Genomic DNA, 24,297 nt, shown 5'->3' with positions numbered 1-24,297 from the left:
GGCCAGCGGTCACGAAAGGGCGCCCGCCCGCGCCGCAGGCGACGGGCGCGCGCCGGTGCTGTTCGCGGGCGTTATTTCTTGGCGGGCGGCAACACGTTGAGCTCGGCGGCCGGGGGCAGCATGGAGCCGTCCCAGATGGCGGCGGGGTTGATGCGGGTCTTGGTGGCGTAGGCGTCGGACACCTGGGACGCCATCAGCGAGAGCCGCCCGGCATTGACCTGGCCAAAACCTTCCTTGCGCGCGTCGGGGCTGGCCACCACGGAGTCGATCGCGAGCTGCAGGCGGCGCGTTTCCAGCGCCACGTTGATGATGCCGTCGCGCGCCTTCACGGTGTCGATGCCGGCCGCTGGGTTGGCCATGACGTCCCGGGCGCCCTTGGTGAAGGCGCTCAGGAAGGCTTTGATGGCGGCCGGGTTTTCCTTGATCAGCTTGGGGCTGGCGATGATGGCGTTGCCGTAGACCTTCACGCCGTGGTCGGCGTAGGGCAGGATCACCACGTCAGCGGCCTTCACACCACGCGCTTCCAGGTTGAGCAGCGACGTGAACGAGAAACCGGTGATGGCGTCGATGTCGCCGCGCACCAGCATGGTCTCGCGCAGCGGCGGGTCCATCGAGGTCCAGGCGACGTTGCTCACGCCGTTGGCCTTCTGGAAGATCGGGAAGGCCTTGCGGCCGGCGTCGAACACCGGGGCGCCGAGCTTCTTGCCGCTCAGGTCGGCCGGCTTGGTGATGCCGCTCTTCTTGAGCGCCAGCACGGCGGCGGGCGTGTTGTTGTAGACCATCATCACGGCCACGGGTTTGTTCGGCGCGTCCGGGTTGTTGGCGTGGAACTCCATCAGCGCGGCCATGTCGGCAAAGCCCATGTCGTAGGTGCCCGAGGCCACGCGGGTGACGGTGCCGCCCGAGCCGTTGCCCGAGTCCACGCTCACGTCCAGGCCGGCGGCCTTGAAATACCCCTTGGCCACGGGCTGCAGGAACAGCGCGGCCGGGCCTTCAAAGCGCCAGTCGAGCTGGAACTTGATCGGCGTCTGCGCCTGGGCACTGCCAAAGGCGGCTGCGGCGGCCAGGGCGGCGGTGGTCTTGAGGAAGAGGCGCTTGTTCATGGGGGGTCTCCGTGGCGAGGGCGTCGGGCGCGGGCGGCCCGCATCCAGGGCATTGAGCAAAAACAATGCCAAGCGCGTGCGGCCCCGGGGATGATTGAACACAGAATGTGTATACAGATACTTGGCCATGCGAAGACGCTTGTCATCATGGCTAACCCTGAAACGGTGCGCGCCGGTCAGGTCATGCACCGTTTCGGGGTGTTGGGCTGTCGAGCGGCGCCGCCAGGGCGCGGTTGATCGTGCGGATCAGGTCCACGCCGAGGGCGCTCAGCCCCCGGTGCAGTTGGATCAGGTCGGCGCCGGCGTGCCGGCGGGCCAGGGCTTCCGGGGCGCTGTGGATGCCGCCCACGCTGATCAGGCAGGTCTCGCGCGGCACGGCGCGGGCCACGCGGCGCAGCGCTTCGAGGGCGGCACCGGCGTCGCTTGCGCCCTCGGCGCTGAGCAGCAACCCGGCCGCCCCGCGGGTGACGAAGTCGGCGGCCACACGGGCGCCGTAGGGGCCCTCGGTCCAGGCCATGGGCAGCTTCACGACGATCGGCTGGCGTGGCCGGGCGGGGGTTGTGTCGAGCGCGGCGGCCACGGTGGCCACCAGGTGGGCGAAGCGCGCCGCCGTCGGGGGCGCGCGGCCCGGGTTGAGCGTCAGGTAGTCCACCCAGGGCGGAAGGGCCGGCAGGCCGGCGAGCAGCTCGTCTTCGGCCCGGGCCCAGGGGGTCGCCGGGTGCCGGCCCAGGCTGAGGCCGCAGACGGCGCGCGGCGCGGCGGGCGCCGGTGGACCGAGGTGACCCGGTCGGGCGGGGCCCTGGCCGGTGCCGCACAGCGCGGGGCCGGCCACGGTGCCCAGTTCCACGTGCCCGAGGCCCAGCCGGTGGGCGTCACCGAGCAGCGCGCCCTGGGGGTCGAAGCCCGCGGCCAGGCCGACCGGGCCGGGAAAGTCCAGGCCCATCCGGCGCAGCGCCGGGCCCGGCCAGGGGTATCGCTGCGGCGCGTCGCGGGCGGCGTCGAGCAGCTGCGCCAGTGCCAGGCGCGTGCGGCGGGCCAGGGGCGTTTCAACCTCGGTGGCGGGCTCAGCCATGGCTGCGCTGGAACGCCCTCAGGAACGACATCAAGGCACACACCGCCCCTTCGGGCGTGCCGTTGTACAGGCTCACGCGCAGACCCCCCAGGTCCGGATGGCCCTGCAGATCGAACAGGCCGGCGGCCCGCGCCTGTTCGAGGAAGCGGGGCGTCAGGGCCGGCTCGGCCAGGCCGAAGCAGGGGTGGATGCGCGAGCGCCAGGCCGGCTCGACCCGGGGCCGGTAGAAACCGCCGCTGGCGTCCAGGGCCTGGTAGACCGCCTCGCTGCGCCGGGCGGCGCTGTGGGCCATCGCCGACACGCCGCCCTGCCGTTCGATCCAGCCCAGCATGGCGTGGGCGACGAAGACGGCAAACACCGGTGGTGTGTTCAGGCGCGAGTCGGCGGCGGCCAGGGCGGTGTAGTTCATGACGCTGGGGACGCTGGGCCGGGCGTGGCCCAACAGGTCGTCGCGCACGATCACCAGCGTCAGCCCCGGGACCCCCAGCGCTTTCTGGGCGCTGGCGTAGAGCAGGCCAAGGTTGGTCCAGTCGATCTCGCGGGTGAGCAGGTCGGAGCTCATGTCGACCACCAGCGGCCAGGGGCTGGCGGGCAGCCGGGGCCACTGCCAGCCGTCCGCGGTCTCGTTGCTGGTGAGGTGCAGGTAGGCCACCGGCACGGTTTCCCGGGGTGGGGCGCTGGGGTCCAGGTCATCGTGGTGCAGGCTCACGACCCGGGCGTGGCGGGCGGCCTCGGCCGCGGCCCGCCGCGACCAGTGCCCGGTGTCCAGGTGGGCGGCGGCATCGTCGGGGCACAGCAGGTTGAGCGGCACCAGGGCGAACTGCGCGCTGGCCCCGCCCTGCATGAACAGCACCCGGTAGCCCGGCGGGATGCCCAGCAGCCGCCGCAGGCGGGCCTCGGTCTCGTGCTGCAGCTCGCGAAACGCCTCCGAGGTGAACGGCAGGCTCAGCACCGGGGCCCCGCCGCGCCAGGACCGGCAGGCCTCGGCCACCTCGTCCACCACCTCGGGCGGCAGCGGGCCGGCCGCCGCCGAGAAGCGGTGGCCATCCGCAGGAGCGGCCGATGGTCCGGCCACCGGGTCAGGGCAGCAGGGCTCCGCCATGGGACCCCGCGGCCATGAAGAACAGCAGCGGGACCGACAGCATCGTGTTCACGCGCGCCGACAGGAAGGTGATGCGCGAGCAGCGCAGGCGCTGCTCGATGGGGGCGGGCACGAAGCCCAGCACGCGTTGCTGGTTCGGCCACAGCACGAACCACAGGTTGCACACCATGATCACGCCCAGCCACAGGCCCACCCCGATGGGCGCCAGGCCGCCCTGCAGGCCCAGGGCGCCGGGCAGCGTGCCGCGCAGCCCCAGCATGGCCAACCCGGTGCCCAGCGTGAGCAGCGAGGCGTAGCGAAAGGTGCCGTGCTCGCGCGCCAGCAGGTCGCGCTGGCGCGGACTGCCGGGGTCGGCGAGGTCGGACGCCGCCAGTGGCAGGTAGCGCGGGCGTGTGATCGCGGTGGCGTAGTTGTGGCCGATCCACACCAGCGCGCCAGCGAAGTGCGCCCAGCGCAGCAGCAGGTCCAGCAGGAAGATGTCCATGCCCAGGCTCCGTCAGGCGCCGCCCAGCAGGCGCAGTAGGGCCGCCAGCACGGCGGTCAGGGCCACGCCCAGCAGCACCGTCAGCAGGGCCGAGTCCAGGGGATGGCGCCGGGGTGGGGAGCTCATCGCGACGGCTCCTGCGGCGCTGTGCGCATGATCAGCGGGATGCGCACACGGGTCGGGTCGGTGGCGCGGGCCACGGCCTGGGTGATCAGCCCGTGGTGCGGGGACTTGGCGCAGGCCGGGTCGGTGTTGCAGGCGTCGCCGGTCAGCAGGTAGGCCTGGCAGCGGCAGCCGCCGAAATCGGTCTCCCGCTCGTCGCAGGAGCTGCAGGGCTCGCGCATCCAGTCCAGGCCGCGGAACTGGCGGAAGGTGGGCGATTCGTTCCAGAGCCAGTCCAGCCCGTGTTCGCGCACCGTCGGAAAGCTCAGGCCGTCGATCGATCGCGCCTCCTGGCAGGGCATGGCGGTGCCGTCGGGGGCGATGGTCAGGTGGATCGATCCCCAGCCGTTCATGCAGGCCTTGGGCCGCGACTCGTGGTAATCGGGGATGACGAAGTAGATCGTCATGCGGTCGCCCAGCCGCTGCCGGGCCTCGTTGACCGTGCGCTCGGCCCGCTCCAGCTGCTCGCGCGTGGGCATCAGCTCGTCGCGGTTGAGCAGGGCCCAGTTGTAGTACTGGATGTTGGCGAACTCGAGGTAGTCCACGCCGATGTCCTCGGCCATCGCGAGGACCTGCGCCGTCTGGTCGACGTTGTGGCGGAACACCGGCACGTTGAGCACCATCGGGAAGCCGTGGGCCTTGATCATCCGCGCCACCTTGAGCTTGAGGTCGAAGACCTTGGCCCCCACCAGCGCGTCGGTCAGCTCGCGGTCGCTCGACTGGATCGACAGCTGGATCTGCTTGAGACCGGCCTGTTTCAGCGCCACCAGGCGCGCCTCGCTCAGCCCGACGCCCGAGGTGATCAGGTTGGTGTAGTAGCCCAGGCCGTTGGCCTCTTCGACCAGTTCCTCCAGGTCGTCGCGCAGCATCGGCTCGCCGCCGGTGAAGCCCAGCTGCAGCGCACCGAGTTCGCGGCCCTGGCGCAGCACCCGTTTCCATTCGTCGGTGCTCAGCTCCGGCCCGTGCCCGGGCGCGGCGTTCACCGGGTTGCTGCACCACGGGCACTTCAACGGGCAGCGGTAGGTCAGTTCGAGCACCAGCCACAGCGGCAGGCCCTGGCCGTCAAGTCTGACGACGGATCCATCCTTTGGCACGGAACACCTCCAGGAATGTCAGTACGCCCGCTTCGACGCGGGCCGGTTCATCGGGATACAGCGCCTGCAGCTCGGCGATCAGTTGCGCGTCTGTTCGCACGCCGTCACAGCGCTTGAGGATTTCGCCGGCGGTCTCGTTGAGCTTGACGATGCCCTCCGGGTACAGCAGCACGTGGGCCGCCTGGCTGGGCTCCCAGCGAAACAGGTACATCGGGTGCAGGACATGGCGGCCTGAGTCGCCGCCGGGCCGCCCCAAGGCGGCGAACGCCCCCTCGGGGGGCAGCGAAGCGTGGGGGTCTCTGTGCGGATCGGGCCGGGCGGCGTGGTTCATGGTGGGTACCCCTCGTGTCCGGGGGCGGCTTGCGCCGCCCCCGACGGATCAACGCACGTAAACGTAGGCCGTGACTTCGAAGCCCAGGCGGATGTCGCAGAAAGCCGGATCAATCCATTGCATGGTGATTTCCTTGAGGTTGAGATGAAGGGAAACAGCGGCGAGGCATCGACCCCGCCTGCTGGTCATTGTGGAGACCGCCGGGCCCAGGCGCCACGGAGGGATCGCGAATCGCCCCTCGGGATTTTCATGGGAATGGCTCCAGAAAATCATGAGGGCCTGCGGCGTCGGCGCTGGCGCCGGCCGGGCGCTCGGCCTTCGGCCTTTCAGGCCTCGATCACGCCCCAGCGCAGCGCCAGCAACGTGAGTTCGGCCTGGTTGCCGGCCCCCAGCTTCTGCTTGACGTTGTACAGGTGGGTGCCCACCGTGCTGGGCGAGAGGCTCAGCGCCCGGGCGATCTCCTGGACGCTGCGCCCGCGCGCGAGCCGGGTGAACACCTCGAACTCGCGCTCGGACAGCGCGTCGAACGGGCTGGTGCTGCCGTCGAACTGCGACAGGGCCAGGGCCTGCGCGGTCTGCGGGTCCAGGTAGCGCCGGCCCTGCGCCACGGCGCGCACCGCCTCGGGCAGGGCCTCGGGGGCGCTGCGCTTGCCCAGGAAACCCAGCGCGCCGGCGTTGAGGGCGCGGCGCGGGTAGGCCGCGTCGTCGTGCGCCGAGAGCACCAGCACCCCGGGCACGGGATCGCGCGACCGCAGGCGCCGCAGCGTCTCCAGCCCGCCCAGGCCGGGCATGGTCAGGTCCATGACGATGACGTCGGCGGCCCACTGGGGCAGCTCCCGCAACAGGGTCTCACCGTCGGCGGCCTCGCCCACCACCTCGAACCCGCCCTGTGCCTGCAGCAGCAGTCGAAACCCCATGCGCACCACGGCATGGTCGTCCACCAGAACAACTCGGATCACTGGACAATCCTCCGATACGGCGCCGGGCCGCCCCAAGCCGGATCAGCCCCCCTGGGGGGCAGCGACCCGCGCAGCGGTGGAGCGTGGGGGCTCATGCGTCGTCTCCATCGGCCGGCCGGCCCCCGCAGGGCAGTTCCAGGCGGACCTGCGTGCCGCCCTCGGGGCGGCGCTGGGCGTCGAAGCGCCCGCCCAGCGCCACCGCGCGTTCGTGCAGGCCGGGCAGGCCGAAGCGGTGGGGGCGCTGGTCTGGCGGCGGCAGGCCGCAGCCATCGTCGGTCACCGTCAGGCTCAGGGTCTGTGCGTTGTGCTGCAGCAGCAGGCCCAGGTGCCGCGCCCCGCTGTGTTTGAGCGCGTTGTTCAGGGCCTCCTGGGCCGTCCGGTAGACCGCCAGGGCGGTGTCCGCGTCGACCGGTGTTTCCGGGCCCTCGATGCGCAGGTCGAAGACCTGCGCGCGGTGGCGCAGGCGCAGGCTGGCGACCAGGTCGCGCAGCGCATCGGGCAGGCCCAGCGGGCCCAGCGTCAGCGGTGTCAGCCGGGGAATCATGCCGTGCATCGCGTCGTACAGGCGCGCGGCCTCGGTGTCGATCATCTGGGCGGCCTCGCGGCCCGTGGTGTCGTCGGTCGGCAGCCGGGCCAGCAGGGAGCGGGCGAGCGAGCGGATGGCGGTGACCGATTGCCCCAACTCGTCGTGCAACTCGGCGGCGATGTCCTTGCGCTCGGCCTCCAGGCGCTGCTCGACCTGTTGGGCCCAGGCCCGGCTCTCCGACAGCCGCTGCCGCGCCTCGCGGGCGGCGATGCGTTGCTGCAGGGTCGTCTCGATGGCCTCGCCCAGCCGGTTGACCGACTCGCCGATCAGCGCCGCCTCGCGGCCCGGCAGGGGCGGCAGCCGGGTGGCGTAGTCGCCGGCCTGCAGCCGCCGCAGGCCCTCGACGATGCGCGCAAAGGGGCGCAGGGTTCGCCCGACCGCCCAGAACACGGCGACATGGAGGGCCACCAGCGCCAGCGTGGCGATGCCGGCCAGCCGCACCAGGTGGTCCCAGCCGTCGAGGATGGCCCGCGACGGGTTGGGCTCGATCGCCAGCACGGCGCCCGGCATGCGCACCAGCTGGCGCTGCAGCGGCGGCACGACCCAGGCGGTGAACCATTCGGGGGCATCGCGACCCTGCTTGTAGGTGGCCGGCGGCGAGCGGTAGAGCACCCGGCCGTCGTCGCCCACCAGCACGATGTCGTTGGACCGCACGCGACCGAGCTGTTCCAGGAAACCGAGCATGGCCGGGGGGCCGCCGCGGGAGAAGATGCCGCTGACGCGCTCCAGCAGCTGGGTGGCCACTTTGTTCGACGCGGTGATCTCTTCCCGCACGCTGGCGCGCGTGCCGTCGATCTGCAGCCCCACCAGCGCAGCGACGAACAGGCCCGTCAGCGTGGCCACGATCAGGTTGAGCTGCAGGCGCAGCGAGGCACTGCGCATGCGGGGCAGAGGGAACGGCGGCGAGAGGGGTTCGACCATGTGCCCATTGTCGGGCGATGACCGCCTCGGTAGGGCCCCGGCGCTGCGGCGGCACGCACTTTCCAGAAAATCATGAGACGGCGGGCCGTTGGATGGCGGCCGTGGCCCGCGCCGTGGGGTGAAAAAAGGGACGCCGCAGCGTCCCTCGGGGGTGGGCTTGGGGCCGGGTCAGCGCGGGCTGGCGGCGGCGGCCAGGGCCGTCATGTTGAGCACGCGGCGCACCGTGGCCGCGGGCGTGAGGATGTAGGCCGTGGCCGCGGCGCCCATGAGCACCGGGCCGACGGTGACGCCGCCGCTGGTCGTGGTCTTGAGCACGTTGTAGAGGATGTTGGCCGAGTCCAGGTTGGGGCAGATCAGCAGGTTGGCCGAGCCGGTGAGCGTGGTCTGGGCGTCGTAGCTGCGGCGGATTTCTTCCTGCAGCGCGGCGTCGCCATGCAGCTCGCCGTCGCACTCGATCTCGGGGTGCTGCGCCACGAAGAGGTCGCGCGCGGCGCGCATCTTCTTGGCCGACGCCCGCTTGCTGGAGCCAAAGCTCGAATGCGAGAGGAAGGCCACCTTGGGCGGAATGCCGAAGCGCTGCACCTGCTGCGCGGCCATGTAGGCAATCTCGGCCAGCTGCTCGGCGCTCGGGTCTTCGTTGACGTAGGTGTCGGTGATGAAGATCGGGCCGCGGTCGGTCATGAGCGCGTTGACGGCGGCGTAGTTGGTCACGCCCGGCTGCTTGCCCAGGATCGCGTCGATGCGCTCCAGGTGGGTGTTGTAGCTGCCCACCAGGCCGCAGATGAGAGCGTCCGCATCGCCCAGCGACACCATCAGCGAGCCGATGATGGTGTTGGAGCGGCGCACGGCGGCCTTGGCCACCTCGGGCGTGGCGCCGTTGCGCGCCATGAGCTTGTGGTAGTGCTCCCAGTACTGGCGGAAGCGCGGGTCGTCCTCGGGGTTGGTGTTCTGCACGTCCACCCCCAGGCGCATGCGCAGGCCGGCTTTTTCGATGCGCGCGGCGATCACGGCCGGGCGCCCGATCAGGATCGGCACGGCCAGGTGGTCGTCGATCGCCATCTGGGCGGCGCGCAGCGCGCGTTCGTCTTCGCCGTCGGCGAAGGCCACGCGTTTGCGGTTGTCGGGCAGGGCCTTGGCCGCGTTGAAGATCGGCCGCATCAGGATGCCGGTCTGGTAGACGAAACGCCCCAGGCTTTCCTTGTAGGCCTCCATGTCGGCGATGGGCCGCGTGGCCACACCGGAGTCGGCCGCGGCCTGGGCCACGGCGGGCGCGATCTTCAGGATCAGGCGGGTGTCAAAGGCCTTGGGGATGATGTAGTCGGGGCCGAACACCAGCTCCTGGCCGGCGTAGGCGGCGGCCACTTCGTCGCTGATCTCGCTCTTGGTGAGCTCGGCGATCTGGCGCACGCAGGCCATCTTCATTTCTTCCGTGATCTTGGTGGCGCCGCAGTCGAGCGCGCCTCGGAAGATGTAGGGGAAGCACAGCACGTTGTTGACCTGGTTCGGGTAGTCCGAGCGGCCGGTGGCGATGATGCAGTCCGGCCGCGCGGCCTTGGCGATTTCGGGCCGGATTTCCGGCTCGGGGTTGGCCAGCGCCAGGATGATGGGCTGCGTGCCCATGCTCTTGACCATGTCGGCGTCCACCACGCCGGCGGCCGAGCAGCCCAGGAACACGTCGGCACCGTTCAGCGCGTCGGCCAGCGTGCGTGCGCTGGTGCTGCGGCAGTAGCGGCGCTTGGACTCGTCGAGCTTGCCCGCCACGGCGTCGGCGCGCTCGGTGTGGATCACGCCCTTGGAGTCGCAGACCAGGATGTTCTCGATGTTCACACCGAGGTTGACCATCAGGTCCAGGCAGGCGATGGCCGCGGCGCCCGCGCCCGACACCGCCATCTTCACTTCACCGATCTGTTTGCCGACCAGTTCCAGACCGTTGATCAGGGCGGCGCTGGAGATGATGGCCGTGCCGTGCTGGTCGTCGTGGAAGACCGGGATCTTCATGCGCTCGCGCAGCTTCTTCTCGATGTAGAAACACTCGGGCGCCTTGATGTCTTCCAGGTTCACGCCGCCCAGCGTGGGCTCCAGCGCGGCAATGATGTCGACCAGCTTGTCCGGGTCGCGCTCGGCCAGTTCGATGTCGAACACGTCGATGCCGGCGAATTTCTTGAACAGGCAGCCCTTGCCTTCCATCACCGGCTTGCTCGCCAGTGGCCCGATGTCGCCCAGGCCCAGCACGGCGGTGCCGTTGGTGATCACACCCACGAGGTTGCCGCGCGAGGTGTATTCGGCCGCCATCGTCGGGTCGGCTTCGATCGCCAGACAGGGGTAGGCCACGCCCGGCGAATACGCCAGCGACAGGTCGCGCTGGTTGGACAGCGGCTTGGTCGGGTTGACGGAAATCTTGCCTTTGTTGGGGGAGCGGTGGTATTCGAATGCGGCGTCGCGCAGGGCTTGTTCAGCGGGGGTCATGGTGTCTCCAGAATCGGGCCGCCCGGCGTGGGCGGGCGGTCATTGTGGCACGCTGCCCGCCGGCCATCTGCTGGGGCATTCCACAGGTGGTGCTTAAGGTGCCTGAAGCAAATCCAGCAGGGTGCGGGCGATCACTTTGGTGGCGCGCCGCAGGTCTTCCAGCAGCAGGTTCTCGTCGGCGCGTTTGGCGTTGGACTCGCGCACGGTGCGCGGGCCGGCGCCGTAGATCACGCCGGGGATGCCGCGTTCGCCGTAAATGCGCACGTCGGTGTAGAGCGGTGTGCCCACCGCGGGAATGGGCTCACCGAACACCGCTTGGCCGTGCTTCTGGATCGCGTCGACCAGGGGCTGGTTGCCGGGCAGGGGCTTGAGTGCACGCGCCAGCAGGATGCGTTTCACGTCCACGCCGATGGCGCGGCCGCTGCGCGGCGGCTGGTAGCTGGCCGCCGCTTCGGCGATGGTGCGGCGCAGCGAGGCTTCCACCTCGGCCGGGTCTTCCTCGGGGATCATGCGGCGGTCGAGCTTGAGCACCACCTTGCCAGGGACCACGTTGGTGTTGGTGCCGCCGCTGATCTGGCCCACGTTGAGGTAGGGGTGGGTGATGCCTTCGACGCCGGACGTGACCTTGAGGTAGTCGGCGTTGAGCGCGTAGAGCGCGTTGAGGATGTGCACCGCACCCTGCAGCGCGTCGGTGCCGCTGTCGGGAATGGCGGCGTGCGCCATGTCGCCGTGCACCGTCACTTCCAGCTGCAGGCAGCCGTTGTGCGCCACCACCACCTGGTAGCTGAAGCCGGCGGCGATCATCAGGTCGGGTTGGGTCAGGCCGTTCTTGAGCAGCCAGTCCGGGCCGACCTCACCGCCGTATTCCTCGTCGTAGGTCACGTGCAGTTCCACGCCGCCCTTCAGGGGGGTGCGGAGCGCTTCGAGCGCGCGGATGGCGAACGTGAAGTTGGCGATGTCGCACTTGCTCACCGCGGTGGCGCGGCCATAGATCCGGCCGTCCACGATCTCGCCACCATAGGGGTCGTGCGTCCAGCCTTCGCCGGGTGGCACCACGTCGCCGTGGGCGTTGAGCGCGATGGTCTGGCCACCGTCGCCGAAGCGGCGGCGCACGATCAGGTTGGTGATGGACTGCAGGCCGGCGGCTTTCACTTCGGCCTCGGGCACGGCGTGCTTTTCAGCCGCAAGACCCATGGCTGCCAGCAGCTCGGCCGTGCGCTCGGCGTGCGGCGCGTTGTTGCCGGGCGGCGTGTCGGTGGGCACGCGAACGAGTTCCTGCAGGAACCGCACTTCTTCGTCGAAGTGGGCGTCGATCCAGGCGTCGAGTTGTTGTTGCGGAGTGGTCATGGGGTGTTCAGCTTGGGTGTTCGGCGGCGAGTTGTTCGAGCAGGTGCGCGAAGGCGCGCACGCACAGGTCCATGTCGTCGCTGGTGGTGGATTCGAGCGGGTTGTGGCTGATGCCGCTGTTCTGCCCGCGCACGAACAGCATGGCCTGTGGCATGAGTTCGTGCAGCTTCATGGCGTCGTGGCCGGCGCCGCTGGGCAAGCGGTGCAGCGGCAGGCCGAGCGCGGCCACGGCGGCTTCCCAGCGCGCTTGCCAGGCCGGGGCGCTCGGTGCGGCCGCGGCGCGCATGGTTTCTTCCAGCGTGTGGCGCAGACCACGGCGGCCGCAGATGTCGCCGAGTTTCGCCAGCACGTCCTTGGCCAGCGCATCGCGCTGCGCGTCGCTGGGCGCGCGCAGGTCGAGGCTGAAGCTGCAGCGGCCTGGCACCACGTTGATGGAGCCATTGGGCACCTGCAGCATGCCGATGGTGGCGACCGAGTCGCCGTCGGCCGCGGCGCGCTGTTCGGCGTAGAGCGCGAGTTCGGCCACGGCGCATGCGGCATCACGGCGGCGGTCCATGGGCGTGGTGCCGGCGTGGCTGGCCATGCCGATCACTTCACCCAGGTAGCGCACGCTGGCGTTGATGGAGGTGACGACGCCCAGCGGCAGATCGAGTTCGTTGAGAACCGGGCCCTGTTCGATGTGCACCTCGACGAAGCCGAGGTATTTCGATGGGTCGCGTTGCAACGCGGCGATGGCGTCCAGCGTGGCGGGCAGGCCGGCGTGCTGCATGGCCGCGCGCATGCTGATGCCGTCGGCGTCCTGCTGGTCCAGCCAGGCTGGGTTGAAGTGACCGGTGAGCGCGCCCGAGCCCAGGAAGGTGGCCTTGTAGCGCTGGCCTTCTTCTTCGGCGAAGCCCACCACTTCGATGGCAAAGGGCAGGCGCCGGCCGGCCTGCTTCAGCTGCTGCACGCAGGCCATGGGCACGAAGATGCCAAGACGCCCGTCGTACTTGCCGCCGTTGCGCACGGTGTCGTAGTGGCTGCCCGTGAGCAGGGTCTTGGCCCCCACGCTCTGCCGCTGCGCGGGTCGCTGCCCCCCGAGGGGGCGTGTTTCACCTTGGGGCGGCCCGGCGGTGAAACCGGTTTTCACTCCCTCTCCCTCTGGGAGAGGGTTGGGGTGAGGGCCCGCGTGGTACACGCCCACCACGTTGCCCACCACGTCGATGTGCGCCTCGTCAAACCCCAGCGCCAGCATCTGCCGCTGCAGCTGCGCCGCACACGCGCGGTGCGCGTCGGTCAGGTAGGTCACGGTGAGCTGGCCGAGCTCGGCGTAACCCGGGTCGGTGTGGCGGGCCAGGTCTTCGTGCCAGTCCCACACCGCGTTGCCCAGCGTGGGCTCGAAGCCGAACTTGTCGTTCAGCCGGATCTCGGCGATGCGGTGGATGTTGCGCAGGCACTCGGCGCGCTCGAAGTCCACCGGGTGGTGCAGACGCCGCTCGAAGGTGGCGATGATCTCCGCTTTGCTGAGGCCCGTGCCACGCGGCCCGCGGACCGCGAGGATGAACGGGAAACCGAACTTCGCGTTGTAGTCGGCGTTGAGTTGCTGGAGGTGGGCGAACTCCTCGGGCGTGCAGTGTGTCAGGCCGGCCTTGGCCTGCTCGTGGGTGGACTCGGCGGTGAGCGACTGGCTCACCATGGCCTTGCCCGCGAGCTCGGGGTGGGCGCGGATCAGGGCGAGCTGCGGTTCCACGCCGGCTAGATTCAGCACGCGCACCATGGCGTGTTTCAGCGCGGCCAGCGAAGCGAAGGGGCGCTGCGCCAGGGCCTGCTCGGCGATCCAGGGGGAGTGTTCGTACAGGCCGTCGAGCAGCATCGCGGCCTCGGCCAGCGGCGCGGCGTTGAGTTGGTCCAGCGTGATCGGCATGGGGTTCACCTCAGGCACTCACCGGGTGTGTGGCCTTCCAGTGCCGCGCGATGTCCAGCCGCCGCGCCACCCACACCTTCTCAAACGACTGGATATGGTCCAGGAAACGCTGCAGCGCGGTGATGCGGCCGGGCCGGCCGAGCAGGCGGCAGTGCATGCCGATGCTCATCATCTTCGGGCGGTCCAGGCCGTCCGGGTCGCCCTCGGCGTAGAGCGCGTCGAACGTGTCCTTCATGTACTGGAAGAACGGGTCGGCGTGTGAATAACCCTGGGGCAGGGCGAAGCGCATGTCGTTGCAGTCCAGCGTGTAGGGCACGATGAGCTGGTGGGCGTCGTTGCCGTCGCTCTTCTTCACCTTCATCCAGAACGGCAGGTCGTCGCCGTAGTAGTCGCTGTCGTATTCGAAGCCGCCGAAATCGGCCACCAGGCGGCGCGTGTTGGGGCTGTCACGGCCGGTGTACCAGCCCAGCGGACGTTCTCCGCTCAGGCGCTCGATGATCGCCATCGCCTCGGCCATGTGGGCGCGCTCGGTGGCCTCGTCGACGGCCTGGTAGTGGATCCACTTGAGTCCGTGGCAGGCGATGTCGTAGCCCAACTGCTGGAACGCGGCGGTCAGCTCAGGGTGTTTTTCCAGCGCGGTCGCCACGCCAAACACCGTGAGCGGCAGGCCGCGTTTTTCAAACTCCCGCAGCAGTCGCCACACGCCCGCGCGCGAGCCGTATTCGTAGATGCCTTCCATGCTGATGTGGCGGTCCGGGAAGGCCGCGGGGTTGAACATTTCCGAGAGGAACTGCTCCGAACCTGCGTCCCCGTGCAACACCGAGTTCTCGCCGCCTTCTTCGTAGTTCAGCACGAACTGCACGGCAATGCGCGCCCCGCCCGGCCAGCGCGCATGTGGCACGTCGCGGCCATAACCGATCAGGTCTCGGGGGTACGGTGCGGTGGAGTCGTAGATCGTCATGACAAGGCCATGGAAATGTCGTTGGTCGGCAGCTTGCGGTCGAAGGTCAGGCCTTCTTCCACGTGCAACAGGTGTTGATTCATCAGGTGCACGGCGGTGTCTTCGTCCTTGGCGGCCAGCGCCTTGACGATGGCCGCGTGTTCTTCGCTGGAGTGTTCGGCCGCGTTCGTGCTCTGGTACATGAGCGTGATCAGCGCGCAGCGCGAGATCAGCTCGCGCAGCAGCTCGGCCAGCACCTGGTTGCCCATGAGTTCGGCCATGCGCACGTGGAAGTCGCGCAGCAGCTCGGTGCGGCCGCTCACGTCCTGCTGGTCGATCGCCTGCTTTTCCTGGGCCAGGTGCTCGCGCAGCGCCTTGATCCGGGACGGCGTCACCTGCCGCACGAAGGCGCGCGTCATTTCGGTTTCGAGCATGCGGCGCACGGCGAACACCTGCCGCGCTTCTTCCACCGAAGGGGTGGCCACGAAAGCGCCACGCGCGGGCTCCAGCCGGATCAGGCGGTTCTGCGAGAGCTGGAACAGCGCCTGGCGCACCAGCGTGCGCGAGACCCCGAAGTGGTCGGCCAGCTTCTGCTCGGCCAGCTTGGTGCCCGGGTGCAGCCGGTGTTCCACGATGGCCCGCGTGAGCGACGCGACGATCTGGTGGGTGCTGGAGGTGTCCATGCGGGCATCATAGCCAGAAAAGGCAAAAAGTGTATACACTTTCAGTCGACCGCTTTTCAAAGGACGCACCATGGGCTTGAGTACGCACGTTCTGGACACCATGCACGGCTGTCCCGCCGCCGGCATGGCGGTGGAGCTCTTCACCACGGACGGCGACTTCGCCACGCTGGTCAAGCGCTTCGAACTCAACGCCGACGGCCGCAACCCCGACGGCATGCTCTACGACAACGCCAGCCTCAAGGTCGGCACCTACCGCCTGGTGTTCGACGTGAAAGGCTATTTCGCGCGCCGCTGCGTGGCCCTGCCCGAGCCCAATTTCCTCAACCGCGTATCAATCGATTTCGGCGTGGCTCACCCCAGCGAGCACTACCACGTGCCGCTGCTGGTGAGCCCCTGGAGCTATTCCACATACAGGGGCAGCTGACGCTGCTCCCCCCGCGCCGCCTGCGGCGTCACCCCCCAAAGGGGGGCGGCACTGGCCGTCCGGCAAAGCCGGCCCGGCGGTGCCCTGGGTCAAACTCCCCCTCCGGTGCGACGTGCCTTCGATCAAGGATGCGGTGGAACCGGCTTTGCCGGGCCACTCGCATCGCCCCCCTGGGGGGTGACGCCGCAGGCGGCGCGGGGGGGGGGGTTACCTGTCCCGCTGTCCCTCGGTCAGCGTGTCGAGCTGGAAATTCCCGCTCTTGTCCCAGAGCCAGACGTCGGTGTAGACCACGCCGCCCAGGCGCACGGGGGCCGGGAAGGGCGCGGCCGCCATGACGGTGCGTTCGATCTCGCGCACCACATCGGGCGCATGGCTGGGCGCGCGCATCCAGTTGAGTTTGCGCACCTGGCCGTTGCGGTCCAGGTCCACCTGCAGCACGCCCACCGCGTGCATCAACGGTGGCATCTGGCCCTTGTAGATGCGGTGCCCGTTCTTGCTGTAGATGTGGCGGGCGCCGTCGCGGCGGTAGTCTCGGGGGCTGACGGCGTTGGACACCGGTGTCGGCTCCAGGGCGGTGGCGGGCGGAGGCAGCGGTGCGGCGGGTTCGGGGGTGGGCGGGGGCGGCACCCGCGCGGCGCACGACGCGAGCAAGAGGGCGGTGCAGGTGCCCAGAAGACCCCATGGCGCACGTCGGCTGGGGGACACTGCGGGCGAAGGCGGTGCATCCTTGTGGGAGCGCGGCGCCGGACAGGTGGTTTTCATGATTCGCGGGTCCCTCAAGCGGTGAGAATCGGGTGGCGCACTGTGGCCAAAAGGAGGGTTCCCAACCGGCGCCATATGGGTTGGCCCATGCAGTCTATGGCGGTTTGGTGGGCCGTATCGGGCGAAGAGCCGGGGATACTCGGTCCTGTTCACCGCGTTTACATTCCTGCACATATTTTAGGCAAACACACCACAAATGCCCAGCGAACTGAACCACTGCCTGCAGCGCCTGCAGACCGAGCCGGCCGTGTTGGTCACGGTGGCGCAGGCCCGCGGATCGGTGCCGCGCGAGAGCGGTGCCTGGATGGCCGTGTTCGCCAGCGGCATGGTGGGCACCATCGGGGGCGGGCACCTGGAGTGGGACGCGTTGCGGCAGGCCCGTGCCCACCTGAGCGCCCCCTCGGGCACGCCATCGGCACCCTGGGCGCAGAGCGTGGCGCTGGGGCCGAGCCTCGGCCAGTGCTGCGGCGGCGTGCTGCGGCTGCGCTTTGAGCCGGTGACGGCGGCCGACACCGAGCGCCTGCGCGAGGCTCTTGCGCGACCCCTGACGCCGGTGGCCCTGTTCGGCGGTGGTCATGTGGGCCATGCCCTCGTGCAGGCGCTGGCGCCCCTGCCGTTCGAGGTGCTCTGGGTGGACAGCCGCGACGGCGTTTTCCCCGCCGAGCTGCCCGGCGCCGTGCGCGCCGAACACTCCGACCCGGTGCAGGCCGCGGTGCGCGATCTGGCGCCGGGCTCGCGCGTGCTGATCATGAGCTTTTCGCACGCCGAAGACCTGGATATCGTGGCGGCCTGCCTGCAGCGCCAGCGCGATCAGGCCGACCTGCCGTTCGTGGGCCTGATCGGCAGCCGCACCAAATGGGCGACCTTCCGCCACCGCCTGGAAGCTCGCGGTTTCAGCGCGGACGAGCTGGCCCACATCACCTGCCCCATCGGCCTGCCGGGCATCACGGGCAAGGCGCCCGCGGTGATCGCCGCTTCGGTGGTGGCGCAGTTGTTGCTTCTGGAGCACGCTGGCCCGGACCGCTGAAGGCGCCGGAGATTCCGGGTTCGGGCTGGTTGGAATGTCTTCAAAAACTGTATACACTTTTGGCTGACCGGTCGCAGCGGAGCAGGGCGCTCATCCCCAGGATGGGTGTTCAAACGCGGCCCTCAGTCGGCTCAGAGCGCCCGCGGTGGTGAGTCGAAAACCCAGACGGCCCGTCCGTCGTCGTGTTGAGGTGCCATGGAAACGTATCTGCTCGATTGGGCCAACCTGCTGTTGCGCTGGCTGCACGTCATCGTCGCCATCGCCTGGATCGGCTCTTCCTTCTATTTCGTCTTTCTCGACAGCAGCCTCACGCCCCCCGTTGACCCACAGCTGAAGAAGGACGGCGTCAGCGGCGAGCTCTGGGCGGTGCACGGTGGCGGCTTTTACCACCCGGTGAAGTTCGCGGGCGCGCCGCCCACGCTGCCCGAGCACCTGCACTGGTTCTACTGGGAAAGTTATTCCACCTGGCTCTCGGGCTTTGCGCTGTTCCTCATTTCGTACCTGTGGAGCCCCAGCGTCTACCTGATCGACCCCAAGGTCATGCCGTGGAGTCCGGCCGGCGCCATCGTCGCCGCGCTGGCTTTCCTGGTGGTGTTCTGGTTCGCCTACGACGCCATCTGTCGCACGCTGGGGCAGACCCGCAACGGCGACGCCAAGGTCGGCGCGCTGGTGCTGGTGCTGGTCTGCGTCGCGGCCTATGCGGCCACGCAGATGTTCGCCGGCCGCGCCGCCTTCCTGCTGGTGGGCGCCATGCTCGCCACCTCGATGAGCGCCAACGTGTTCTTCTGGATCATCCCCGGCCAGCGCACCGTGGTGGCCGACATGAAAGCCGGGCGCCCGATCGACCCGGTCCACGGCCAACGCGGCAAGCAGCGCAGCGTGCACAACACCTACTTCACGCTGCCGGTGCTGTTCGCCATGTTGAGCAACCACTACAGCTTCACTTACGCAAACGAACACAACTGGCTGATTCTCATCGGCATGATGTTTGCGGGCGCCGCGATCCGCCAGTTCTTCGTCATGCGCCACGGCTACAAGCTCGGGCGTTGCCCGCACCCCTGGCCCTACGCGGCCGTCGGCCTGGTGGTGCTGCTCGCGCTCATCGTCTGGCTCAAGCCGGCGCCGGTGGCCGCGGTGGCCGTGCCCGACAAGGTGGGCTATGCACAGCTTAGGCCGGTGATCGAGCAGCGCTGCGTCATGTGCCACGGCGAAGCGTTGCAGTCCAAGGGGGTGCGCCTGGACTCGGCCGATGGCCTGAAGCAGCACGCGCAGATGGTTTACCAGCAGGTGGTGGTCATGAAGGCCATGCCCATGAACAACGCCACCGGCCTCACGGAGGACGAGCGCGCCCTGTTCGCACAGTGGTTCAAGGCCGGCGCGCCGGTGAACTGAGCTCAGTCGCAGCTGAAGCGGAACCGGTCGTCCAGTTCCAGCGGCAGCACCAGCGTGCGCAGGCCGAGCGCCCGGGAGGCCTGGCACAAGCGGTCCCTTTCGGCGGCGTTGTCGCGCCACCGGCGGTGGTACTCGGCGTTGAACACCGGCTTGCCCGCGTTGATGAATGCGGCATAGCCGCCGCACTCGTCGTATTCGTGGCACTGCTCGTTGACGGCAAAGTCGAAGTCCGGCGCCAGTGCCGCCAGTTGATCGACATCGTTCTTCAGGCCGACGGCCAGGCCCAGCGCGTGGGCCTCGCGGGCCAGGAAACGGTTGTAGTCGAGTTGCGTGCCGGCATCCAGCGGGAAGCCGGATGGGTTGGTGTGGGCGTCCACGTTGTCCGGTTCGACACCGTCGCACCCTTTGGCGGCGGCCAGTTCCAGCCGGGCCTTCATGACCGCGCGGACGTTGGCCGAGCGGGTGTCCAGCCAGCGCTCGCCCGCCCAGCCGGCCAGGGGGCGGCCCATGTCGCCCGCGGCAAACCGCGAAAAGTCGGGCCGCCAGTTTTCGGAGCTGCCCGCCGAGAAGTAACACACCACCCGTCTGCCCTGGGACTTGAGCTGGTTCAAGGTGGCTGTCGGTGCATCGAAAAGATCGACGTCGTACACCTTCGCCGCATGGGCGGTGTTGATGGTCCCGGACAACTGCCATTGCCAGGTGTCCGAAACGGCCGGGGTCCAGCGGGACGACGTTCCTTCACCATCGCCTCCGCCACATCCGCTCACCAGCGCCGCAGTGGTGGCAACCGCCAGCGCGAACACGAACCGAATGGGAGAGAACATTGAACAGGGCATTTGGGACTCCGGTGACAAGGGATGGCTTGTGTGCATTAACCTAGCTATTTTCAACGGAAGGGAGACCTCATGAAAACGCGCGCCGCCGTGGCCTGGAAGGCCGGCGAACCCCTGACGATCGAGACCGTCGATCTGCAGGGCCCCAAGTTGGGTGAAGTGCTGGTCGAGATCAAGGCCACCGGCATCTGCCACACCGACTACTACACGCTCTCGGGGGCCGACCCCGAAGGCATCTTCCCCGCCATCCTCGGCCACGAAGGCGCGGGCATCGTGGTGGACGTGGGGCCGGGCGTGACCTCGCTCAAGAAGGGCGACCACGTCATCCCGCTCTACACGCCCGAGTGCCGCCAGTGCAAGTTCTGCCTGAGCCGCAAGACCAACCTCTGCCAGCTCATCCGCGGCACGCAGGGCAAGGGCCTGATGCCCGACGCCACCAGCCGCTTCAGCCTGGACGGAAAGCCCATCTTCCACTACATGGGCACCAGCACCTTCAGCAACTACACGGTCGCGGCCGAAATTTCGCTGGCCAAGATCCGAGAGGACGCGCCGTTCGACAAGGTCTGCTACATCGGCTGCGGCGTCACCACCGGCATCGGCGCCGTGATCTTCACCGCCAAGGTGGAAGCGGGTGCCAACGTGGTGGTGTTCGGCCTCGGCGGCATCGGCCTGAACGTGATCCAGGGCGCCAGGATGGTGGGGGCCGACAAGATCATCGGCGTGGACCTGAACCCAGCGCGCGAAACCATGGCCCGCCGGTTCGGCATGACCCATTTCATCAACCCCAAGGACCACGCCAACGTCGTTGACGCCATCGTGCAGCTGACCGACGGCGGCGCCGACTACAGCTTCGAGTGCATCGGCAATACCCAGGTGATGCGCGACGCGCTGGAGTGCACGCACAAGGGCTGGGGCCGCAGCATCATCATCGGCGTGGCCGAAGCGGGCGCCGAGATCAGCACGCGGCCGTTCCAGCTCGTGACCGGTCGCAAGTGGGAGGGCTCGGCCTTCGGCGGCGCGCGCGGCCGCACCGACGTGCCCAAGATCGTGGACTGGTACATGGACGGCAAGATCAACATCGACGACCTGATCACCCACAAGCTCAAGCTCGAAGACATCAACCGGGGCTTCGAGCTGATGAAGAGTGGCGAATCGATCCGCGCGGTGGTGGAGTACTGACCACCATGGAAACGCTGAGTCAGCACCACTGTTTTGGCGGCGTGCAGGGCTTCTACCGGCACAGCTCGCACACCATCGGCCTGCCCATGAAGTTCGGCGTGTTCGTGCCGCCGCAGGCCGCGCACGGCCCGGTGCCGGTGCTGTTCTTCCTGGCCGGGTTGACCTGCACCGAAGAGACCTTTGCCATCAAGGCCGGCGCCCAGCGCCTCGCGGCCGAGCTCGGGCTGATGATCGTCACGCCCGACACCAGCCCGCGCGGCACCGGTATCGACGCGGCCGACGCCGCCTGGGACTTCGGCCACGGTGCGGGCTTCTACCTCGACGCCACCCAGCCGCCCTGGGCGGGCCGTTTCCGCATGGAGACCTGGGTCACGCAGGAGCTGCGCCACCTCGTGCTGGCCCACTTCCCGGCCCGCGCCGACCGGGTGGGGATTTTTGGCCATTCCATGGGCGGGCACGGCGCGCTCACCCTGGCGCTGCGCCACCCGGGGCAGTACCAGAGCGTCTCGGCGTTCGCGCCCATCGCGGCGCCCAGCCAGTGCCCCTGGGGTGAAAAGGCCTTCACCGGCTACCTCGGCGAGGACCGCAGCGGCTGGGCCGCGCACGACGCCACCGAGCTCATCAAGGCAGGCCACAAGGCGCCGCCCCTGCTGGTGGACCAGGGCCTGGCGGACCAGTTCCTCGCCGCCGAGCTGCACCCCCACCTGCTGGAAGCCGCCTGTGCCGAAGCGGGCCAGCCGCTCACCCTGCGCCGCCACGCGGGCTACGACCACGGCTACTACTTCATCGCCTCGTTCATCGACGACCACCTGCGCCACCACGCGCGCACGCTGCTGGCCTGATCAGCTGTTTTGCCAGATCACCTTGCGGCCCGAGGATTCCCAGCGTTCGTAGTGCTTCGCGTACAGGTCTTCGATGCGGTTGCGCTTGACCTTGAACGTCGGGGTGATCACGTCGTTGTCCACCGTCCAGGCGGTGGTCACGAGCACGAGGCATTGCAGCTGTTCGTGCGGGTCGAGCGTGGCGTTGAGGCGTTGAAGGTGTTGTTCCAGTGAGCGTTCGAGTTCGGCGCGTGCGCCGGCATCGGCCGCCCGGGCCACGGCCTCGGCGTTGAGCATCACGATGCCCAGCGGCTGGCCCAGGTTGGCGCCGGTCACCACGCAGGCCTCCACCGCTTCGTGTTCCACCAGCTTGTCCTCGATCGGTGCGGGCGCCACGTATTTGCCCTTGCCGGTCTTGAACAGGTCCTTCACCCGGCCGGTGATGCGCAGCAGGCCCTGGGCGTCGATCTCGCCCTTGTCGCCGGTCCTGAGCCAGCCATCTTCGGTGAAGGCCTCGCGGCTCCTTTCCGGGTCCTTGTAGTAGCCCAGCATCAGCGCCTGGCTGCGCATCTGCACCTCGCCCGTGGCCGGGTCGATGCGGTGCTCGACGCCCTCGTAGACCGGCCCCACCGTGCCTTGCTGGTTCTTGCCCGGCTCGGTGATGTGCGAGAGCGCGAGGTTCTCGGTCATGCCGTAGCCCTCGTTGATGTGCAGCCCCAGCCGGCTGTACCACTGCAGCAGGGCCAGTGGCATGTGGGCGGCGCCCCCGGCGGCGAACTGGCACTGGTCCAGGCCCAGCGCCTTCATCACCTTCCTGCGCACGATGCCGCCCAGGATGGGGATGCTCAGCAGCCGGTTGAGCTTGGCCGGCGGCATCTTGTGGTGCACACCCTGCTGGAACTTCACCCACAGGCGCGGTACCGAGAAGAAGATGGTGGGCCGAGCGCGTTGCAGGTCGGCCGCGAAGGTGTCGAGCGACTCGGCGAAATACACGTGCATGCCGGTGCGCAGCCAGCCGTGTTCAACCAGCATGCGCTCGACCACGTGCGCCAGCGGCAGGTAGGACAGCATGCGGTCGTCGGCCGACATGGGGATGCGCTTGAGGCCGGAGTCGAGTGCCCAGGCGAAATTCTCGAAGCTGTGCATCACGCCTTTGGGCAGGCCGGTGGTGCCCGAGGTGTAGATCAGCGTGGCCAGCTCTTCGCCCTGGCGCAGCGGTGTGCCCTGCAGCGGCTGGTGGCGCCCGCAGATGGTGTCCCAGCCTTCGTAACTTTCGATCGCGTCCAGCGGTGAGAGCGCGTAGCTGATGCAGGGCAGGCCTTCGGGCACACCGGGCTTCATGCCCTCCCAGCCGTCGAGCTTGCCGACGAAGCAGGCCTTGGCCTCGCTGTGGGTCAGGATCTGGCGCACCGTCTCGGCCGCCAGCGTGGGGTACAGCGGCACCGACACATGGCCGGCCATCCAGATCGCCAGGTCGCTCATCATCCACCAGGCGCAGTTCTTCGAGAGGATGGCCACCTTGGAGCCCGGCTCCCAGCCCTGGGACTGCAGGTGCGCTGCCATGCGCCGCACCTGGTCGCCGATCTGGCTCCAGGTGAAGTCCTGCACCGCGCCCGCGCCCATGGGCTGCGTGAGGGCCACGCGGTTGGGCGCGGTCTTCTCCCAGTGGTACAGGCGCTGCAGCGCGAGCAGGTCGGGCGCGATCTTTGGCATGTTCTTGTCTCCTTGAGGGTGTTGTGTGAACCCGCCAATCTACCAAGCGGGCGCCCAAGCGTTTAGAGGGTTTCACCTGTTCGGGGGGGGCCATGTGTCCCGGATGCCTCGCCGCAGGGTGGCCGCCGCGGTGGGAGGACCGTGACGCGCGGACAAGGTGCGATACTTTGCCGCATGTGGTCGACACGCCTCTCCATGCGCTTTCTCCGCCATCCCTTTGCCCGATGGGGCCTGCTGCTCGTGTGGTGGGTCGCTGGCATGGCCAGCGCGGCGACCCCGGGCGACCAGCCGCAGGGGGTGGACACCTCGCACCACAACACGGCGGTGGACTGGACCGCGCTGTACGCTGGCGGCGTGCGCTTCGTCTTCATCAAGGCGACGGACGGGATGGACTACCTGGACCCGGCGTTCGCCGACAACTTCCGCGCCGCGCAGGCGGCCGGCCTGCTGCGCGGCGGCTACCACTTCTACGAGACCAACGATGACGGAGCCGCGCAGGCGGCGTGGTTCATCCGCCATGTCGATCTGCAACCCGGTGACCTGCCGCCGGTCGTGGACATCGAGCGCATCAAGGCGCCGGTTGACGGCGACCTGCACACCCAGTTCGCCGCCTTCCTCAACGCGCTGGAAGCGCACTACGGCCAGCCCGCCATCATCTACACCGGTCCCGATTTCTGGAACCACGCGATGCGCCAGCACTTCCCGGGCCATCCGCTGTGGGTGGCCCAGTACGGTGTGCCCGCGCCGACGGTGCCCGACGGCTGGTCCAGCTGGACCCTGTGGCAGTACACCGAAACCTGGCAGCCCCCGGGCGCCAAGGCGCCGATTGACGGCAACGTGTTCAATGGTGACGCCGCGAGCCTGCAGCTGTTGCGGCTGCCTTCGAAAAGTGCCGGGGCGAACGGCGCGGTGAAGACCTCCCCGGTTTCCCCGGCGACGAAAAGTCCGCGCTGACGGCAGGGTGGGGCCTCCAGTGGGATCGCCCGCTGTTAG

General features: G+C 69.0%; 23 protein-coding genes. 6 read left to right on the top strand and 17 right to left on the bottom strand.

The window, feature by feature from the left end:
- Positions 1-71 precede the first annotated feature (71 nt).
- From AC07YZ_RS13730 to AC07YZ_RS13665, 14 genes are all read right to left on the bottom strand, one after another.
- On the bottom strand, positions 72-1,103 hold the full coding sequence (locus AC07YZ_RS13730; protein ID WP_226491910.1) for an ABC transporter substrate-binding protein: 1,032 nt from the start codon (positions 1,101-1,103) through the stop codon (positions 72-74).
- Between the two features lie 181 nt (positions 1,104-1,284).
- On the bottom strand, positions 1,285-2,175 hold the full coding sequence (locus tag AC07YZ_RS13725; RefSeq protein WP_494795148.1) for a dihydroorotate dehydrogenase: 891 nt from the start codon (positions 2,173-2,175) through the stop codon (positions 1,285-1,287).
- Entirely contained in the window at positions 2,168-3,277 is a 1,110-nt protein-coding gene (gene serC, locus AC07YZ_RS13720; RefSeq protein ID WP_494795147.1) for a 3-phosphoserine/phosphohydroxythreonine transaminase, read from the bottom strand. The genes AC07YZ_RS13725 and serC overlap by 8 nt, the downstream gene beginning before the upstream one ends.
- Positions 3,255-3,761 carry a hypothetical protein gene (locus AC07YZ_RS13715; RefSeq protein WP_494795146.1) on the bottom strand — a complete coding sequence of 169 codons (507 nt, stop codon included), beginning with the start codon at positions 3,759-3,761 and terminating at the stop codon, positions 3,255-3,257. The genes serC and AC07YZ_RS13715 overlap by 23 nt, the downstream gene beginning before the upstream one ends.
- 122 nt (positions 3,762-3,883) lie before the next feature.
- Positions 3,884-5,017, bottom strand: a complete 1,134-nt coding sequence (pqqE, locus tag AC07YZ_RS13710) for a pyrroloquinoline quinone biosynthesis protein PqqE (protein WP_494795145.1) — start codon at positions 5,015-5,017, stop codon at positions 3,884-3,886.
- A complete protein-coding gene (gene pqqD, locus AC07YZ_RS13705) occupies positions 4,986-5,228 on the bottom strand; it encodes a pyrroloquinoline quinone biosynthesis peptide chaperone PqqD (protein ID WP_226494680.1) in 243 nt (80 codons plus the stop codon). Before pqqD ends, pqqE begins: the two co-directional genes overlap by 32 nt.
- Before the next feature lie 168 nt (positions 5,229-5,396).
- On the bottom strand, positions 5,397-5,471 hold the full coding sequence (gene pqqA / locus AC07YZ_RS13700; RefSeq protein ID WP_084236088.1) for a pyrroloquinoline quinone precursor peptide PqqA: 75 nt from the start codon (positions 5,469-5,471) through the stop codon (positions 5,397-5,399).
- Positions 5,472-5,674: 203 nt separating this feature from the next.
- Positions 5,675-6,307 (bottom strand): response regulator, encoded by a 633-nt coding sequence (locus tag AC07YZ_RS13695; protein ID WP_494795144.1) that lies wholly within the window; start codon positions 6,305-6,307, stop codon positions 5,675-5,677.
- Positions 6,308-6,398: 91 nt separating this feature from the next.
- Entirely contained in the window at positions 6,399-7,814 is a 1,416-nt protein-coding gene (locus AC07YZ_RS13690) for an ATP-binding protein (RefSeq protein WP_494795143.1), read from the bottom strand.
- 168 nt (positions 7,815-7,982) lie between these two features.
- The gene (locus tag AC07YZ_RS13685) at positions 7,983-10,280 is read right to left on the bottom strand and encodes an NADP-dependent malic enzyme (RefSeq protein ID WP_494795142.1); all 2,298 of its coding nucleotides are present in this window, start codon (positions 10,278-10,280) and stop codon (positions 7,983-7,985) included.
- Positions 10,281-10,373: 93 nt separating this feature from the next.
- Complete coding sequence (locus AC07YZ_RS13680) at positions 10,374-11,627, bottom strand: M20 family metallopeptidase (RefSeq protein WP_494795141.1); 1,254 nt, start codon at positions 11,625-11,627, stop codon at positions 10,374-10,376.
- Between the two features lie 7 nt (positions 11,628-11,634).
- Positions 11,635-13,530, bottom strand: a complete 1,896-nt coding sequence (gene uraD / locus AC07YZ_RS13675) for a 2-oxo-4-hydroxy-4-carboxy-5-ureidoimidazoline decarboxylase (protein ID WP_494795140.1) — start codon at positions 13,528-13,530, stop codon at positions 11,635-11,637.
- Between the two features lie 10 nt (positions 13,531-13,540).
- Positions 13,541-14,491 (bottom strand): allantoinase PuuE, encoded by a 951-nt coding sequence (puuE, locus tag AC07YZ_RS13670; protein WP_494795139.1) that lies wholly within the window; start codon positions 14,489-14,491, stop codon positions 13,541-13,543.
- Positions 14,488-15,153 carry a GntR family transcriptional regulator gene (locus tag AC07YZ_RS13665; protein ID WP_494795138.1) on the bottom strand — a complete coding sequence of 222 codons (666 nt, stop codon included), beginning with the start codon at positions 15,151-15,153 and terminating at the stop codon, positions 14,488-14,490. The genes puuE and AC07YZ_RS13665 overlap by 4 nt, the downstream gene beginning before the upstream one ends.
- A 70-nt stretch (positions 15,154-15,223) precedes the next feature.
- On the opposite strand from AC07YZ_RS13665, the gene uraH reads away from it, so the two are divergent.
- The gene (gene uraH / locus AC07YZ_RS13660; RefSeq protein ID WP_494795137.1) at positions 15,224-15,577 is read left to right on the top strand and encodes a hydroxyisourate hydrolase; all 354 of its coding nucleotides are present in this window, start codon (positions 15,224-15,226) and stop codon (positions 15,575-15,577) included.
- A 207-nt stretch (positions 15,578-15,784) separates the two neighbouring features.
- On the opposite strand, the gene AC07YZ_RS13655 is transcribed toward uraH, so the two are convergent.
- Positions 15,785-16,132, bottom strand: coding sequence for a hypothetical protein (locus AC07YZ_RS13655; protein WP_413465733.1), 348 nt, complete (start codon positions 16,130-16,132; stop codon positions 15,785-15,787).
- Between the two features lie 403 nt (positions 16,133-16,535).
- On the opposite strand from AC07YZ_RS13655, the gene xdhC reads away from it, so the two are divergent.
- Together xdhC and AC07YZ_RS13645 are read left to right on the top strand one after the other, a co-directional pair.
- Positions 16,536-17,366: a xanthine dehydrogenase accessory protein XdhC gene (xdhC, locus tag AC07YZ_RS13650; RefSeq protein ID WP_494795136.1), complete on the top strand. Its 831-nt coding sequence runs from the start codon at positions 16,536-16,538 to the stop codon at positions 17,364-17,366.
- 195 nt (positions 17,367-17,561) lie between these two features.
- Positions 17,562-18,758 (top strand): urate hydroxylase PuuD, encoded by a 1,197-nt coding sequence (locus tag AC07YZ_RS13645; RefSeq protein ID WP_494795135.1) that lies wholly within the window; start codon positions 17,562-17,564, stop codon positions 18,756-18,758.
- 2 nt (positions 18,759-18,760) lie between these two features.
- Here the strand turns inward: AC07YZ_RS13645 and AC07YZ_RS13640 are convergent, their stop codons facing one another.
- Complete coding sequence (locus AC07YZ_RS13640; RefSeq protein ID WP_226491927.1) at positions 18,761-19,582, bottom strand: endo alpha-1,4 polygalactosaminidase; 822 nt, start codon at positions 19,580-19,582, stop codon at positions 18,761-18,763.
- Positions 19,583-19,663: 81 nt separating this feature from the next.
- Here AC07YZ_RS13640 and AC07YZ_RS13635 point away from each other — a divergent pair, with 81 nt between their 5' ends.
- Positions 19,664-20,770 (top strand): S-(hydroxymethyl)glutathione dehydrogenase/class III alcohol dehydrogenase, encoded by a 1,107-nt coding sequence (locus AC07YZ_RS13635; protein WP_494795134.1) that lies wholly within the window; start codon positions 19,664-19,666, stop codon positions 20,768-20,770.
- Positions 20,771-20,775: 5 nt separating this feature from the next.
- Complete coding sequence (gene fghA / locus AC07YZ_RS13630) at positions 20,776-21,612, top strand: S-formylglutathione hydrolase (protein WP_494795133.1); 837 nt, start codon at positions 20,776-20,778, stop codon at positions 21,610-21,612.
- Here fghA and AC07YZ_RS13625 read toward each other — a convergent pair whose 3' ends face one another.
- Positions 21,613-23,304: an AMP-binding protein gene (locus tag AC07YZ_RS13625; protein WP_494795132.1), complete on the bottom strand. Its 1,692-nt coding sequence runs from the start codon at positions 23,302-23,304 to the stop codon at positions 21,613-21,615.
- A gap of 195 nt (positions 23,305-23,499) precedes the next feature.
- Here AC07YZ_RS13625 and AC07YZ_RS13620 point away from each other — a divergent pair, with 195 nt between their 5' ends.
- Positions 23,500-24,258: a glycoside hydrolase family 25 protein gene (locus tag AC07YZ_RS13620; RefSeq protein ID WP_494795131.1), complete on the top strand. Its 759-nt coding sequence runs from the start codon at positions 23,500-23,502 to the stop codon at positions 24,256-24,258.
- Positions 24,259-24,297 lie beyond the last annotated feature (39 nt).

The organism is Hydrogenophaga sp. GW101-3F08 (genome assembly GCF_059424585.1).
This window is presented reverse-complemented; position numbering and strand designations above follow the sequence as displayed.